We start from the raw sequence: 16,115 nt of genomic DNA on the forward strand, positions 1-16,115 counted from the left end.
CGCGTTATTCGTGCGCGCGATCAATCCGGATGCGAACAGCCACTGCACTGGCAATGGCAAAATCGGGCGCAATGCCGAAAGCGGGCAGTTGCACAGGCTTGCGCAAGCGGGCCGCACGGCTGGTTCCGGCTTGCGCAGGCAGAGCCACGATTTGTTCGGGGGCAGCTTCGCTTTGCAGATGCACGTTCTGCACCCGCTCCACTTGCGCATGGGCAGGCGCTGCGCTGGCAGCAAGACCCGTGATCACGGCAAGGATTGTTAGAAGCTGGCGAAGCATTTCGCTCTGCGAGATAGGCACTCTGCATCAATTCGTCCACCGTGAAAGCGCGTTTACCTTGTGCATTCCTCCTATTAAGGCAGATCTATGGATCTCAGTCGCTCACCGCTCGCCCTGCCCTTCCCCGATATGCCAGACATAGATGGGGTGACTCCGCGTATTGCCCGCGCCCAATACAAGGATTGGGATCGCTGTGATCTCACCTATGTGGAACTGGCTGAAGGCACCGCTGTCGCCGGTGTTTTCACGCGCAATATATGTTGTTCAAGCGAAGTCGAAATAGGCCGCGAGAATGTGGCGGCAGGCCGCGCACGGGCTTTGATCGTCAATGCTGGCAATTCCAATGCCTTTACCGGATATCGGGGCCGTGAAGCGGTCGAACAGATCATGGATCAGGTGGCAGAGCACCTCGCCTGCCCGCGCGAACAGGTGTTCGTCTCTTCCACGGGTGTCATCGGTGTTCCGCTCCCCAAAGACAAAGCCGCAGCCGGGGTAGAAGCTGTTCTAGAGACCAGCCCTTGCAGCTGGCGCGATGCAGCGGACACGATCGGGACCACCGATACATTTGCCAAGGGCGCCACAGTATCGGCCATGATCGGGGATCAGAGGATCGAATTCACCGCCATCATCAAAGGCAGCGGCATGATCGCGCCGGATATGGCGACCATGCTCGGCTATATCTTTACCGATGCCGCCGTTTCACCCACCTTTCTGCAATGCGCTCTGTCACAAGCGACGAAGGGTAGCTTCAACGCCATCACGGTGGATAGCGATACCTCCACCAGCGACACCGTACTTGCCTTCGCAACGGGCAAAGCGGGCAACATGCCGCTGACCGATGCCGATGACCCCGGCGCTGATGCCTTTATCGCTGCGCTGGAAGACATTTGCCGCCAGCTTGCCCATCTGGTGGTCAGAGACGGAGAAGGCGCGCAGAAATTTATCGAAGTGCGCGTATCCGGCGCAGTGAGCGATGAAAGCGCGCGCCGGGTGGGTCTGGCGATTGCCAATTCGCCGCTGGTCAAAACCGCCATAGCGGGCGGAGATGCCAATTGGGGCCGCGTGGTCATGGCCGTCGGAAAAGCCGGTGAACCGGCCGATAGAGACAAATTGTCGATCGGCTTCGGCGGCATCTGGATGGCGCGTGAAGGCCAGCCACTGCCCGATTATGATGAAACGCCGGTGGCGAAACATCTTGAGGGCCGCGAAGTGACGTTGGAGGTTGATCTTGGTCTGGGAGAAGGCCGGGCTGAAATCTGGACCTGTGATCTCACCCACGGCTATATCGAGATCAACGCGGATTATCGCTCATGAGCGGCACACTCGATCGCGAGATATTGGCGCTGATGCGGCATACCGCAGAAACCGTCGTCATGCCCCGTTATCACAATCTGGCTGATGACGAGATTATTCAGAAAGCCGTGGATGACCCGGTGACCATTGCCGATCGTGAAGCCGAGGCCATGCTCAGCGAAGGATTGCACAAGCTTCTGCCAGAAGCGGCCATCGTTGGGGAGGAGGCTGCATTTGCGGACCCCGCAGTTCTTCGCGGATTGTCGGATTTGTGCTGGATCATCGACCCGATCGATGGCACCCGCAATTTTGCCAGTGGCACCGGCCCCTTCGTGCTGATGGTGGCGCTGGCCGATGCGGGGATTACGCAGGGCGCATGGATTTACGACCCGCAGCGCGACCGGCTGTGTCATGCCACGCTGGGCAAAGGCGCCAAAGTGGATGGTGAGCCTATCTCAGCGAAGCTCAGCGGCACTGAGCCGCCCCGCCTTGCTGCCATGACATCCTACATGCAGCCGCACCAAAGAGATTTGTTTGAACGGGAAATCGCGCCGCATTATTCCGTGGCGGATGCTCCGGGATGTGCGGGCGAGCAATATCCGCTGGTGACATTTGGCGACCATGATGCCGCCATCTATCAACGCACATTGGCGTGGGATCACGCGGCAGGCGCGCTGTTTCTGAATGAAGCGGGCGGAAAATGCGCCAGACTGGATGGCAGCGCATACCGGGTGGACAGTCAGCGCAAAGGCATGGTTGGCGCCGCCAGCTCTGCCCTGTTCGACGAAATTACCGAGCGGCTGACGAAAGCTGGCTATTCACCTGAGGAATAAGAAAGCAGCCGGGGCGATGTGCAACACTCGCCCCGGCCCTTGTGCCTCAATTCCGAATCACAATTCGCTTTCAAGCCACTGCTTCAGCTGGCTTTTCGGAGCCGCGCCCAGTTTCTGGGCGACGGCCTTGCCGTCTTTGAACAGAATCATCAGCGGAATTGACTGAACACCCATCTGTCCGGGGACATCGGTATTTTCCATGATGTCCATCTTCGCGACGGTGACCTGCTCGGACAATTCATCGCTTATTTCTTCCAATGCGGGTGCAATCATCTTGCACGGTCCGCACCAGTCGGCCCAGAAATCGACAAGTACAGGCTTGTCGGAATCGAGGACATCAGCCTGGAAACTGGCATCGGTGACACTCTTGGTGGCCATATTCTCTGCTCCTGTTTGGTTGAGGGCAATCTAAGCCCGCTTCGCGGGGAAACAACGGGTCAAAGATCAAAGCTTTCCTGCACAGATGCAAAGCCGGGTTTGTAACGCGCCAGCAATGCGTCAGGAAGCACGAAGATCTGCGGTTTTTGAGTATAAAGCAGCGCCGCCTCGATCCGCCTGTCCGGATAAATCATCCCCAGCGCCGCCACATAAGCGGCCATTTGCCGCAAGGCAGCCTCGGGGATCTCCTCCACCCGCTGCGGCGGGCGGCGCGATGTTTTGAAATCGGCCACCAGGATACGCTCCGGCTCCACCAGGAGTCGGTCCACCGTCCCTGCGATCACCTGACCATCCACAGTCGCCGCGAAGGGCACCTCGGCCAGCGATTGGGGAGAGAACAGCTCTGCCCAGCCAGGTTCGGCCAGTATAGTGAGCGCAGAGGCAAGCATATTGCCGCGCTCTGTCTCGTCTATATCCGCGGCATTGCGCGCCAGCCATGTACGGCCCGCCTGTTCCCGCCGGTCGGCAGCGATATCGGGCAGCCGTTCCAGCAGGCGGTGCAGCAGCACCCCGCGCCGGGCTGCGATCTTCACTTGTTCCGGCAAGAGCGGCGGATCGGCGCCGGCTTCCTCACCCAATGCAGAGGGAGCAAGCGGACGCGGCGGGCGCGGTTCCGGCCCAACCGGAGAACGCGCCCATAATGGCACATCAGCGCTCTGTTCTGCGGCCCCATCCGCCTGTTTCGGCACAATTGGCAGGGCCTCATCCCGGTGCCAGCTTTCGCCCCAGATTTCACTTTCGTGAGAATCTTCGGGGAATAATGGGGCAAGCCTTGCATACCAGCTGTCAGGATCAGGCTCATTCTCTCTCAGTCCAAGAGAACCGCCAATAAACAGCGCCTCTTCCGCGCGCGTCATGGCGACATAAAGCAGCCGCCAATGCTCAGCCATATCAGCCTCGGCAGCCTTTTTGGCCTCCTCGACCAACTGCCCCGCCATCGCGGATTTGCGCAAGCGCGGAATGGGCAGACGGCGCCCCTGAAGAATCTCCTCCAGACCTTCAAACTCCTGATCCGGCAGCGTCAGATCGCCCCCGTCCGCGCCGGGTTTGCCTGCTGCATCAGCCAGAATCACGATCGGTGCCTGCAATCCTTTTGAACCATGAACGGTCATCACACGCACCAGGCCTTCCCCGGAATCGGCCTGCCGCTTTAATTCCCCGTCCCCCATATCAAACCACTGGATGAAGCCCTGCAGGCTCGGCACATGAGCTGATGCATAGGCCTGTGCCGCGTTCAGCAATTCATCAATCGCGTCCTGTGCCTCCATACCGAGGCGCGAAAACAGCGCCTTCCGCCCTTGCCACGGCCCCGTCAGAATCCAGTGGAGCATCGCCTGCGGGGATTCATAATCAGCACGCGCGAGCAATTGGCCCAGCGTTTCGAGTGTGGTCCGCACCATCGCATCTTCGGATTGCCGCAAATGCGCCCATAAACGTCGGTTTTTCAGGCGCGGTGCATGCGCCAGAAGGTCATCCTGCGACCAGCCGATCAGGGGGGAGACCAGCAAATTGGCAAGGTTCAGATCATCGAGTGGCTGCGCCGCAAACCGTATCGCGGCCATTAAATCACGCACCGCCAGCGGCGCCCCCAGTCGCAAGCGGTCGACCCCGGCAACCGGCACGCCGCGCGCATGCAGCCGGGCGACGATCAACCCCGCAAGATCGCGGCGCTTGCGCAGCAAAATCATAACATCGCCAGCTTTGGCGCGGCGTTCATGCCCCTTTACCAGGGTGAAGCCTTTATCCAGCCATTCATGAACCTGCCTGGCGATTTTGTCCGCCAGCATCCGGTCCGCGCCGGATAGCCAGCTTTCCTCTCCGCCATCGCCGTCCGGTGCCTGATCATCTGCGCCGCCGATCGCTCGCCACAAAACGACCTGCCCCGGCCGCGCCTGCCCCTCATGCGGTTCAGGTTTGGCAGAAAGGCCAAAGCGCTCGCCGCCAATTGCGGCAATCGCCTCGTCCACAAAATCGAGCACGGTTTGCGCGGTGCGAAAACTGCGATCCAGCCCCAGCTCGCGCAATTCACTCATCGAAATCGCGGGGTCGCGCAAATCCTCCGCATTGTGCGCAGCCTCGGAAATACGCGCGCGAAAACGGCGGCGCGCCGCTTCAAAATTCTCCGGGCTGGTTCCCTGAAAGCGGAAAATCGCCTGTTTGTAGTCACCAACGACAAATACGGTGCGCAACTTGCCATCCCGCGCGCCCATACCGGCGAAAAAATCATCGGTCAGCGCATCGACGATGGCCCATTGCGCTTCATTCGTGTCCTGCGCCTCATCGATCAGAATATGGTCGAAGCGCCGATCAAGTTTGTAACGGATCCACTCGGCAAGACCCGACTTTCGTAGCAAATCCGCTGCGCGCCTGATCTGGTCGTCAAAGTCGATCAATCCTTCGCGGGCCTTTGCCTCATCCCAGCGCAGCGCAAATTGCCGCCCAACCGCCAAGGCCGGTTCCAGCCATTCAATCAGATCTAGCAATCGCTGACGTTCGGCAATGGCATCCAGTCCATCCAGAACCCGCAGCGCCCCCGCTTCATAAGCAGGATCATGCTTGAGCAACGATTTGAGCGATCGCGGCTCATCCTTCTGGGTAAAGAGAGCTTTGCGCAAATCGGAGCTCAGAACAACACGATCTTGCGCCGACGCGGCCAGCCAGCTTTCAATCGCCGCGGCGCTGGCAGCGGCAGTCTTGGTGCCCCATTCATGTTGCGCCGCCAGACATTGCCGCAGGCTGGCGCAATCGAACTTATCGTCACCGCATAATTCAGCCAGCGAGTTTTCATCGGCCTCACGCGGCAGTCCCAGAACCGGCTCAAGCCGGGGCCGCAAGGGCGGCGTCCATGCCCCCGGACCGAACCAAATCTCACGTGCTTTGGCGCAGCGCATCAGCCAATTCTGGGCCCCGTCCGGCCCCATCCGGCGGCTCAACATGGCAAGCTGTTCGATCAGGTCCCAATCGCCCGCCTGTTCCGCATCGGTCAGCATGGCCACTAGAACATCATGCGCCAGCAGGTCCCGCTCGCGGTCCTCCATCGCGCGCGTGCCGGGCAGCAGCCCCGCTTCTTCGGGGAACGCCGCCAGCAACCATTGGGCAAAGGCGTGGATCGTATCGATCCGCAAACCGCCGCCCGGGCAATCAAGCACACTGGCAAACAAGCTGCGCGCCCGCGCGCGTATTTCCGGCGTTACCTCTGCCCCGATTGCCAGCAATTCCGCGGCCAGATCACCATCGGGCAACCGCACCCAGCGGGCCAGAACTTCATTGATCCGCACCGCCATTTCGGCAGCGCCGGCTTTGGTAAAGGTCAGGCACAAAATCTGCGATGGCTGCACGTCGGCCTGCAACAACAGACGCAGCACACGCGCGGATAGAACCTGTGTTTTACCGGTCCCGGCGGATGCGGAAAGCCACACCGAATCCTGCGGATTGACCGCGGATTTCTGTGCCCCTTCCAGCGGATATACTGCGCCGCTCATGCTGTTTTCCCTTCATCATTGCGGGAAAACCATTCTTCCAGACGCATCAACTGATCATAATCGCCATAGACCGGCACATCCGGGTTCAGCCGTGCGGTGAAAGGTTCATCACCCTTGATCCAGCGCGCGATCGCTTCTTTCAGATAGGCTTCGGTTTCGGGAAGGAAGTCCTCCACCGGAATGCCGGTTCGTTTGCGGCCTTCCAGCACGGGAGTGTCGATATAGCCGAAATCGTCGCGTTTGCTGTCCTTGCCGAGCGACCAATATTCGAAACGGGTGGGCGAGCCTTCGGCGCCTTTGAAACCGCCGCGCTCCAGCATCAAGCCGATGAGCCCCAATTGCAGCGCGAAACCCTGCTCAACCATCCGCGAGGAAGGTGGCTTGCCCGTTTTGTAATCGACCACGGCCAAGGTGCCGTCACCGAGCTTGTCGATCCGGTCTGCCCGCCCCTGAATGGTGACACCATCCACCTTGAGCGAGCCCTTTTCCTCCCACAAAATCGGTTCGCGCCCTTCGCGGCGATCTTCGCCGATCTGACCACCAACCCAATCAAGCGCTGCCAGCAAGCGCGGGAGCCACAATCCACGCATCAGCGGATGCGCATTCAGATCGCTCAGCGTTTGGCGCGCGATCGTGGCCAGATCCCCGCCATGACGATGCCAGTTCTCCAAGATCAAATGCGCCGCCGTACCCTGCCATGCAGCAGAAGGTGCCTCATCCAGCCCGTCGAGGCTTTTCAGCTCCAAAATGGCATCGGCGTAAAACTGATAGGGGTCGCTGCGGAGCCGGTCGAGTGCGGTCACCCGAATGGCCACGTCACGCAGCTCTGCACTGGGCCTGGGTTGCGGCCGGGGATAGGGTTTCGCTGCCTCCCGGTAGTCCAGCGCCTTCAGGATTGGGGCAATCTGTTGCTCCGCATGATCCCGAGCCAGCCTGTCACCCAGCAAGGCCTGCACGCGCAGGAGGAAACGCGAGGGAATGGCTGGCCCTTCTGCATCACGTCTTGAACGGCTCAGCACCACTTCCGGCGCGCCGAGGGCTCCGGCAAGGTCATGCGCGGACAGACCTATACGGAAATCACCAGCCGGCACGCCCAACGCCCGAAGGATGGGCGGGGCCAGCAACGGATCGGGCGACGGCGTTCCCGGCCATACGCCTTCGTTCAACCCGGCGCATATCACCAGCTCGGCGCGGCTCATCCGGCTTTCCAGCAAGCCGTAAATCGCAATTCTGGGATGACCACCATAGGGGGGCCGAACCGCCACCTGCTCCAGCGCATCGCGCAGCAACATTGGCAAATCCCGGATCGGAAGGCGTGTGCCGACATTGCGTGCATGCAGCCGCAGATCTTCGATGAAAGAGGCCAGCGCCCGGCCATCTTCGCGCGCCCAGATTGTTTCGCCGGCCAGAGACTCCGCGCTTTGCGTCAGCGCATCGAGCCAGTCGGCAAGCGCGCTGTTTTCTGCGTCCAGATTAAGCAGAGGCGTAAAACAGTCGACCACCCCTTCCCACCACGGCAGGATCGTTGCGTGACGCTGGCTTAACCGGCTGACAATGGCTTTCAGCGGCTCCAACCCTGCTGCCGGGCGCGGCCCGCGCAGGGCGCGCTCCATGAGCCGCGCATGCTCCAGCCATTCGGGCCGTCCTGTTCCGGCTCCCGACAGCGGATGCTGCAGCAAGGCAATCAGCGGGACGGGTGCAAAATCCTCCGCCACACATTGCGCCAGTTGCAGAAACAGCCTGCCCGCCGCCATTTGCGACAGTGGCTGCCCGGCGGAATCATCCGCTTCGATATTCCAGCGCCGCAAATGCGCCACCACCCGCCTTGCCAGAGGGCGGTCCGGTGTGACGAGCGCGACCCGTTTTTCCGGCACTTCCAAAGCCTGCCGCATTAACAATGCGACCGCCTGCGCTTCCTCCTCTGGATGCGCGCTTTCCATCAACCGGACTCCAGCGAGGCGGCGCTTTTCCGGTGGCAATTCCACCCAGCGGCGGCTGGCCTTTGGTGGCAGGAAAAGATTGGAAATCGCATGGCTGCGTTCCGGCGGTCCCTTGGCCATGCCGGCCCGGTGCCACGCGCGCACTTCATCGCGCGCAATCCCCATGCGGTTCAGCAGCAATTTGAGGTGATATTGCGGATGGGTCCACGCATCATCGGAACCGAACACCGGATCGCCCGGCTCGGGTGCGGCACCAGCCCGGCCGAGTTCATTCCAGACGTCATCGTCCAGCGACAGGTCGAGATCGGGCAGCACCACCGCACCCTCCGGCAATTGCGCGATAGTTTTCAGCAACCGTGCCAAGGCAGGGGCAGCACTGGTCACGCCTGCCGCGATGATGGGGACCACTGGCGGATGATCGGTCCATTCGCGTGCCACATAATCGAACAGGCCGTTGCGCCTCGTCGCCCGGTCCACTTCCCCACGTGCGTTCAGTTCCGCCTGCCAGCGTGCCTGAACGCGGGCAAACAGGCGCAGATTGTCCTGCCAGTGGACGGACAATTCCCCCAGCAGTTCAATCACATTGTCAGACAGCAGATTTTCGGGTGCGATATTTTCCACCAACAGGCGGTCCATCGTCGCGGCGAATTCCAGAGCCAGCCTGAACAGCCCGGCACCGCGCGGTGCAAGATCGCCCATTTCCAAGCGGATAAGCTCGGCCAAACGAAGCCATCGGTGCGTTGGATCGGCCGCCGGTGGCAAGCTTTCCCCTGCATCCAGCGTGTCGAACAACGGCCCCAGCGCTTCATCCAGGTCCAGATCGCCAATCGCCACCATGCGCGGCATCAGCAAGGCCGCCTGTGCGGGGTCAGACGCCTGTTCACCGGCATGGCGAATGAAGGCTTCGCGCAGGCTGCGGATCGCGCGCGCGCTGGGCAGCAACAGGGTCAGCCTGGCCAGCCCAACATCATCCGCCGCATAGCGCGAGGCGATACCGGCCACCAGCGCATCGGCAAAACCGCGATGTGCGGCGATGGAGTAAACGTCCGGGTGGTGCGCGTCAGCCACGTTTCAGCGCGGCTTCGGTCGGCGCGATGGCTTGCGGGTTGCCCACTTCGAACCAGTCTCCGGCAAAGACATGCCCGTAAAGGCGGCCTTCCTCTATCGCCCGGCTCCACAACACATTCGTCGAAAAGGCGCCCTCTGGTGCATCGCGCAGCAGGCGCTGCGAAACCAGTTGAATGCCAGTATAGATAAAGGGCGCAATACGCCCGGAGCGGCGCCGCGCGATAAGGCCGCCCGCATCCATGTGGAAGTCGCCCTTGCCGGTGAAATTGCGCGCGCCGGTATGCGGTACCAGCAACAACAACGCATCCATTTTGTCCGGATCCCAGCTCTCCGACAATTCGCGGAATGCGTTATAGGGGCCATCCAGCCAGATATTATCGCTGTTCAGAGCAAAAAACGTCTCTGGCAGCAGACCATCGGCCCAAGCCTTGCACATGCCGCCGCCTGTTTCGAGCAACTGGCTGCGTTCATCCGAAATGGTCACTAAAGGCGAGCGACGTTCCTTCAGGTGAGCCTCCAGCGCGTCAGCCAAATAATGGACATTCACCACTGCGCGTGACACTCCGGCCGAGCTCAACCGGTCCAGCGAATAATCGATCAGCGGCTTACCATTCACCCGGATAAGCGGCTTGGGCTGCGAGGCAGTAAGCGGACGCATCCGCTTACCCAATCCGGCAGCCAGAACCATGGCCGTATCCGACGCCAACTCACTCACATCAAATCTCCACCGCTATTATCGCGGATTTTACGGGGAATACTCAGGTCGAACCACTCAGCCACTGGCTGCAAAGCAGGATGCGCCAGGTCACGCTCCAGCGCGTCCCACACACGCGGGATCATGCCAAGATAGCGCGTTTTTCCATCGCGTTTGCATAGTCTTGCAAAAATACCGACGATCTTGGTGTTTCGCTGCGCACCAAGCAGGGCGTAATCAGCCTCAAACACGCTCTTGTCGTCACCTGAGCGGGCCAGATAATAGTCGATCATCGCCCGTTCCAGTTCCGGCGAAACATCGCGCCGGGCATCCTGCAACAAGGAAACCAGATCATAGGCAGGGTTGCCAACCAGCGCATCCTGAAAATCGATCAACCCCTGCTCTGTGCCGCCATCCTCCTGCGGGTTAAGCAGCATGATGTTTTCAGCGTGATAATCGCGCAGGACTGTGACCGGATGATGTCCATCACTCAGCGATGCCAGCGCCGCTTTCCATGCAGCAACAAATCCGGCCTCGTCCACCTTCTGCCCGATGGAAGCGCAATACCATTCGGGAAACAGCATGACTTCGCGCAGATAGGTGTCGATGTCGTACGGGGCGAAAGGCCCCGCTGGCGATTGGCGCAGTTTCAGCAGCGCGTTGAGAGCTTCGCGGTAAGCGCGTTCTTCGGCATGCGGGTTATCATCCAGCCAATCGCGCATGCGATAATTGCCGAAATCTTCCTGCAGCACGAAGCCCTGCGCAATATCCTCCGCCAATATACCGGGTGAGCGATGCCCCTCGCCCGCCAGCCACTTGGCCGCCTTCAAGAATGGCTGCGGGTCTTCATGCGGCGCCGGTGCGTGCATCAGCATGGCATTTTTGCCGCTCATGCTCACCCGGAAATAGCGGCGAAAACTGGCATCGCCGGGCAAAGGGTCAACTTTCGCCGCTCCCCAACCCGCTTGTTCCAGAAATGCTTTGGTACCGTCTGGCAGATTCATTGTCATGGCAAGCGGGTTAGCCAATCAGCACCCGGTTCGACAACGGCTTTGCGCGCTTCATCCGCAATTTCGATATGGATCGACAAACAGGCATCCTCATGGGCGAAGCCTCCGGCATGATCCGGCCACTCGGCAATCATCGCCGCGCCATGGCGGTAATCGTCCAGCCCGATTTCCTCCGCTTCACCCGGATCCTCCAGACGGTAAAAATCCGCGTGAACCACCGGCAAACGCACGGCCGGAGGGTCATATGTCTCCACGATCGTGAATGTGGGCGACGGTACTTCGCCCTGAAAACCGAGGCCGACAAGAATTGCGCGCGCCAAAGTCGTCTTCCCGGCGCCAAGATCCCCGCTGAGCGCGATGACGTCCCCAGCTATCATCTGCCGCGCAATACGCGCACCAAAAGCGTCCATCGCCGCAAGATCGGGCAGATTTACTATCATGGCAATGTAATCGTCGCCTTGGTGCCGACGCCTTTTTCCGAGGTCAGTTCCAGCCTGCCGCCATGGGCAGCGATCAAATGCCGGGCAAGTGGCAGGCCGAGACTGCGCCGCCGGCTGTCATCCGCATTTTCGGTATTCAGCAGATATCCGTCCAGAGCACGGGCCAGCTCCCCCCCGCTCATGCCCACACCGCTATCGGCAATCGCGATTTCCAGCTTTCCAGACTTGCGTTTCAGTGTCACCAATATCCGCCCGCCTCTGGGCGACGCGGCAATCGCGTTATCGACGATATTGCCAATCGCACGGGCAAGACGTTTTTCATCCGCTTCGATGATTCCGGCGCTGCTGTCACCGCGCAAATCCAGCGTCAGCTCGCGTGCCTCCAGATCCGCTTCGCGGTCTCGGACAATGGCGGTGACAAAGGGAAGCACCTCGACCTCTTCGGCCGTGATAGGCAGCAAACCGGCTTCGCTCTGGCTCATATCCAGCACGGTTTCGATCTGGCTGGACAGGCGATCAACCGACTCGATAATTGCGGCGACATATTCGCTTGCCTGCTCGGGCAATTCGCCAGCCACCCCGTTCTGCAACAATTCGGCAAATCCACCAATCGAGGTGAGCGGTGTACGGAATTCATAGGACATATTCGCAAGGAAGCGCGTCTTGACCGCATCGGCTTCTTCCAAAGCGGTGGTTCTTTCGCGCAGCGCATCTTCCGAATGGCGGGAATCCGTTACGTCCAGCAATGTGAGCAGCCCATTACCGTCTGGCAGAGGCACACCTGCGAATTCGAAAATGCGGCCTGAGTTCAACGTGATTTCGCCGTTTCGCTGCAAACGGTCAAGCGTCGCCACCCTTACCGCATCCTCGAGTTCTCGCACCTGTTCGGGCGGGTCGAGCTGCGCTTCGATCAGTTTGATCATCTCATCCAGTCGCGGATGCTCGTCGAGGTAATCCTCCGGAATATCCCAGGTGCTTCCGAAACGGCGATTCCACAATTGCAGTCGGCCGTCAGGGGCAAACACCGCCAGCGATTCAAACAGACTGTCAAAGGTCGCGGTGCGGGTGCGCAGCAAGGTATCGCGGATCGCGGACAGCGCGAGCTCCTCACTCTGATCTTCTGCGATGAGGACCAGCCCGCCATCGGGCATCGGATGTGCGGTGATAATCAGATGCCTGCCGTCAGATAGGCTCCAGGAATCCTTGACGCTGCTATCGCTGGTAAACCAGCTACGTGCTTCTTTGCGCCAATTCGGGAAATCGCGCACTTCAGGCAGACAACCGGCATCGCGTGCAGTGTCCAGAAACCGGTCGAAATCAAGCGGGTCGCTTTCTGAAGCCTGCGCATTGAGCGAAAAAATCCGGCGGAACGGGCCATTCGCAAAGTCGAACCGTTTATCCGTATCGAATTGCGCCACGCCAATAGACAGTTCATCTATCATGGAGCGCTGCGCCTCACGATATGCGCGCAATTTGCGGGCCTGCTCTTCAATATCTTCGATATCGACGGCGTAGCCAGCCACACCTTCATCGCCCAGTGGCAAATCGCTGACCCGCACCATGCGCCGCTGATTGGCGAATGTTGCCCCCACCGTACGCGCGATGATTCGGTCATCCGCATCTGCCCGCCGTGCAATATCGGCTGCGGTCACGCCATCAACCGGCTCGATCAGTTCCATCTGATGAGCCACGGCGCTGTCAGGGCTTAATGCGCCAACCGCTTCAGCATAGGCACGATTGACCAGGTGCAGTTTCATGTCCCGCCCGCGGAACCACATGGGTATCGGCGCAGCTTCAATCAGTCCTACCAACGCCGCAAAATCGCGGCGGCTACGGTCAACTTCCTGACTAAGCCGCTCCAGCTCCTGATGACTGTCGGTAAAATCGTACCACCACAGAATCGCTGATCCTGCGGTCGACACAGCAGGGTCGGCCAGCTCCCCTTGCACGCCCAGCGAACGGGAGGAGTTGGCAGGCGTAATAACCATCTGAAATGAGGTGGCGGACTTGCGAACAAGCAGGATCGCTTCCTCGATCCGTGCAAGATCCTCTTCCGACAGGCCGGAATTGTCATTCGCTTCGGTTAATTCACTGAGAAATCTTGGATTTCGCGACAGCCCCAGCCATCCCGCGAGCCGCGCGGGCGCTTCGACCCGGCCATCGGCATGAACCATCATGGGAATTGCCGGACTTTGATCGATTATGCCGGATAGCCGCTCCGCGCTGCGTCTCGCCATCCGCGCCTTGCGCGCCTGTGCACGCGCAGAAAGCACCAGCCATGCCGCTCCCACGGTCCAGGCCGCCAGCACGAGGCCCATCAGAGCAAGAGATACAGGAGAAAATTCCATAGCGACGAGCTATGCCGCTAAAGCGAAACTGGCAATGGTGGAATAAGGCCTTTGCCCTGCCTTTTGCAAAAGAAAGCCCCCATCCGTGTGCCGGATGGGGGCCATAATGCGATCAGTAACGGTAATGTTCGGGCTTGAACGGCCCGTTCTGCGGCACGCCGATATAATCGGCCTGCTGCTTGCTCAGCTGCGTCAGCGTCGCACCAAGCTTGTCGAGATGGAGTGCCGCCACCTTTTCATCCAGATGCTTGGGCAATACGTAAACGTCGTTTTCGTAATTATCGCCATTCTTGTACAGTTCGATCTGCGCCAACACCTGATTGGTGAAGGAACAGCTCATCACGAAGCTGGGGTGGCCGGTTGCACAGCCGAGATTGACCAGCCGGCCCTGCGCCAGGACCAGAATCTGGTTACCATCATCGAATGTGACGAGATCCGTGCCGGGCTTGATCTCGTTCCAGTCGTAATTGTCGAGTGCGCCGATCTGAATTTCGGAATCGAAGTGACCGATATTGCAGACGATGCTCATCGGTTTCATCGCCTTCATGTGCTCGGCCGTAATCACATCTTCATTGCCGGTTGCCGTTACGAAGATGTCGGCCCGCTTCACGGCTTCATCCATGGTGACGACTTCATAGCCTTCCATGACGGCCTGTAATGCGCAAATCGGATCGATTTCCGTCACCATCACACGCGCGCCGCCATTGCGCAGCGAATCTGCAGAGCCTTTGCCCACGTCACCAAAGCCGGCAACGCATGCGACCTTACCAGCAAGCATGACGTCGGTCGCACGGCGAATGGCATCGACCAGCGATTCCTTACAGCCATAGAGGTTGTCGAATTTCGACTTCGTCACGGAATCATTCACATTGATCGCCGGGAACGGCAGCTTGCCCTGCTTGGACAGGTGATAGAGGCGATGCACGCCGGTGGTGGTTTCTTCCGAAACACCATAGAGGTTCTTCACCGTCTTGGTCAGATAGCCGGGGCGGCGCTTCAGGAAATCCTTCAGCGAACGCTGCATTTCAATTTCTTCGGCATTCCCCGGTGCGGGCATGTCCTCGCCTGCTTCGATACGTGCGCCCCACAGGGCAAAGGCCGTGGCATCGCCGCCATCATCGAGAATGATATTCGAAGTCAGATCCGCATCGTCATCGGTCGCCCAGTCGAAGATACGCGCGACATAATCCCAATAATCGGCAAGGCTTTCGCCTTTCACCGCGAAAACAGGGATGCCCTGATCCGCGATCGCCGCAGCGGCATGATCCTGGGTCGAGAAGATATTGCAGGTAGCCCAGCGCACTTCCGCGCCGAGCTCAATCAGCGTTTCAATAAGAACCGCGGTCTGAATCGTCATGTGCAGAGAGCCGGTGATGCGCGCGCCCTTGAGCGGCTTATCAGCGCCATATTCATCACGCAAAGCCATCAGGCCCGGCATTTCGGTTTCAGCAATTGCAATCTCATCCCGGCCATATTTGGCAAGGCTTATATCTTTGATGATATAGTCTTTTTCAGCGGCTACGTCTGACACTGGGCAATCTCCTCAGGTGTGACAAAGATAATAACGATTATGATGCCAGCGGGATCGCTGCATCTCTCAAGCTTGCGGAGCCTTATAGAGATCAGACATGCGGCGTAAAGCAAAGTACTCTGCTCCCGCCCGATAAAACTGTTTCGCAAATCATCAGTGCTTGTCTGCCTGTCACCTATCCCTATCTCTATGCTTTCACCCGCTTAGAAAAGGGATATCCAAGACCATGACCATTGCAGTTGGCGACAAAATTCCTGACGTAACACTCGTAAAATCAACCGCCGAAGGCCCCGAAAAAGTTCAGTCTGCTGACTATTTCGCCGGCAAGAAGGTCGCGCTTTTCTCGGTCCCGGGTGCTTATACGCCCACATGCTCAGCCAAGCATCTGCCGGGCTTCGTCGACAAGTCGTCCGAAATCAAAGCCAAAGGCGTCGATGAAATCGCTTGTACGGCGGTCAATGACGCATTCGTGATGGAAGCATGGAACAAGGATGCCGGTTCGCAGGACATTACGATGCTGGCAGACGGTAATGCCGATTTCGTCAAGGCGCTTGGCCTGACCATGGATGGTTCGGGCTTTGGTCTCGGCACACGCGGCCAGCGTTTTTCCATGATTGTCGATGACGGTAAGGTCAGCGAGCTGAACGTCGAAGAAGCCGGCGATTTCAAGGTCAGCAGCGCCGACCACCTGCTTTCGCAGCTTTAAGCCGAAACCGCTGATTTCATCAGCTAGTCAATAAAAATGCCGGTTCTGCAACAGC

At 59.4% G+C, this 16,115-nt stretch carries 12 protein-coding genes; 3 read left to right on the top strand and 9 right to left on the bottom strand.

All coding sequences use genetic code 11. The features are described 5' to 3' along the window. Positions 1-4: 4 nt before the first annotated feature. Complete coding sequence (locus GRI91_RS03050; protein ID WP_160735124.1) at positions 5-277, bottom strand: hypothetical protein; 273 nt, start codon at positions 275-277, stop codon at positions 5-7. Between the two features lie 87 nt (positions 278-364). On the opposite strand from GRI91_RS03050, the gene argJ reads away from it, so the two are divergent. Together argJ and GRI91_RS03060 are read left to right on the top strand one after the other, a co-directional pair. Beyond that, on the top strand, positions 365-1,591 hold the full coding sequence (gene argJ, locus GRI91_RS03055; protein WP_160735125.1) for a bifunctional glutamate N-acetyltransferase/amino-acid acetyltransferase ArgJ: 1,227 nt from the start codon (positions 365-367) through the stop codon (positions 1,589-1,591). Beyond that, on the top strand, positions 1,588-2,403 hold the full coding sequence (locus tag GRI91_RS03060) for an inositol monophosphatase family protein (RefSeq protein WP_160735126.1): 816 nt from the start codon (positions 1,588-1,590) through the stop codon (positions 2,401-2,403). The genes argJ and GRI91_RS03060 overlap by 4 nt, the downstream gene beginning before the upstream one ends. Positions 2,404-2,460: 57 nt before the next feature. On the opposite strand, the gene trxA is transcribed toward GRI91_RS03060, so the two are convergent. The 8 genes from trxA to ahcY all read right to left on the bottom strand — a co-directional run bounded on the left by trxA (position 2,461) and on the right by ahcY (position 15,354). Continuing rightward, on the bottom strand, positions 2,461-2,781 hold the full coding sequence (gene trxA, locus GRI91_RS03065) for a thioredoxin (protein ID WP_160735127.1): 321 nt from the start codon (positions 2,779-2,781) through the stop codon (positions 2,461-2,463). Positions 2,782-2,840: 59 nt separating this feature from the next. Continuing rightward, positions 2,841-6,323, bottom strand: a complete 3,483-nt coding sequence (gene addA, locus GRI91_RS03070; RefSeq protein WP_160735128.1) for a double-strand break repair helicase AddA — start codon at positions 6,321-6,323, stop codon at positions 2,841-2,843. Beyond that, entirely contained in the window at positions 6,320-9,331 is a 3,012-nt protein-coding gene (addB, locus tag GRI91_RS03075; protein ID WP_160735129.1) for a double-strand break repair protein AddB, read from the bottom strand. Before addB ends, addA begins: the two co-directional genes overlap by 4 nt. Then, positions 9,324-10,046, bottom strand: coding sequence for a nucleotidyltransferase family protein (locus GRI91_RS03080; RefSeq protein WP_337190306.1), 723 nt, complete (start codon positions 10,044-10,046; stop codon positions 9,324-9,326). The genes addB and GRI91_RS03080 overlap by 8 nt, the downstream gene beginning before the upstream one ends. Continuing rightward, the gene (locus GRI91_RS03085) at positions 10,043-11,035 is read right to left on the bottom strand and encodes an aminoglycoside phosphotransferase family protein (RefSeq protein WP_160735130.1); all 993 of its coding nucleotides are present in this window, start codon (positions 11,033-11,035) and stop codon (positions 10,043-10,045) included. The genes GRI91_RS03080 and GRI91_RS03085 overlap by 4 nt, the downstream gene beginning before the upstream one ends. After that, positions 11,032-11,475: a tRNA (adenosine(37)-N6)-threonylcarbamoyltransferase complex ATPase subunit type 1 TsaE gene (gene tsaE / locus GRI91_RS03090; RefSeq protein WP_160735131.1), complete on the bottom strand. Its 444-nt coding sequence runs from the start codon at positions 11,473-11,475 to the stop codon at positions 11,032-11,034. Before tsaE ends, GRI91_RS03085 begins: the two co-directional genes overlap by 4 nt. Further along, the gene (locus GRI91_RS03095; protein ID WP_160735132.1) at positions 11,472-13,823 is read right to left on the bottom strand and encodes a PAS domain-containing sensor histidine kinase; all 2,352 of its coding nucleotides are present in this window, start codon (positions 13,821-13,823) and stop codon (positions 11,472-11,474) included. Before GRI91_RS03095 ends, tsaE begins: the two co-directional genes overlap by 4 nt. 112 nt (positions 13,824-13,935) lie before the next feature. Further along, positions 13,936-15,354: an adenosylhomocysteinase gene (gene ahcY / locus GRI91_RS03100; protein ID WP_160735133.1), complete on the bottom strand. Its 1,419-nt coding sequence runs from the start codon at positions 15,352-15,354 to the stop codon at positions 13,936-13,938. A 226-nt stretch (positions 15,355-15,580) separates the two neighbouring features. Here ahcY and GRI91_RS03105 point away from each other — a divergent pair, with 226 nt between their 5' ends. Then, positions 15,581-16,060, top strand: coding sequence for a peroxiredoxin (locus GRI91_RS03105; protein ID WP_160735134.1), 480 nt, complete (start codon positions 15,581-15,583; stop codon positions 16,058-16,060). Positions 16,061-16,115: the final 55 nt, after the last annotated feature.

Origin of the sequence: Altericroceibacterium endophyticum (genome assembly GCF_009827595.1) — a bacterium.
In the GTDB taxonomy this organism is placed as follows: domain Bacteria; phylum Pseudomonadota; class Alphaproteobacteria; order Sphingomonadales; family Sphingomonadaceae; genus Altericroceibacterium; species Altericroceibacterium endophyticum.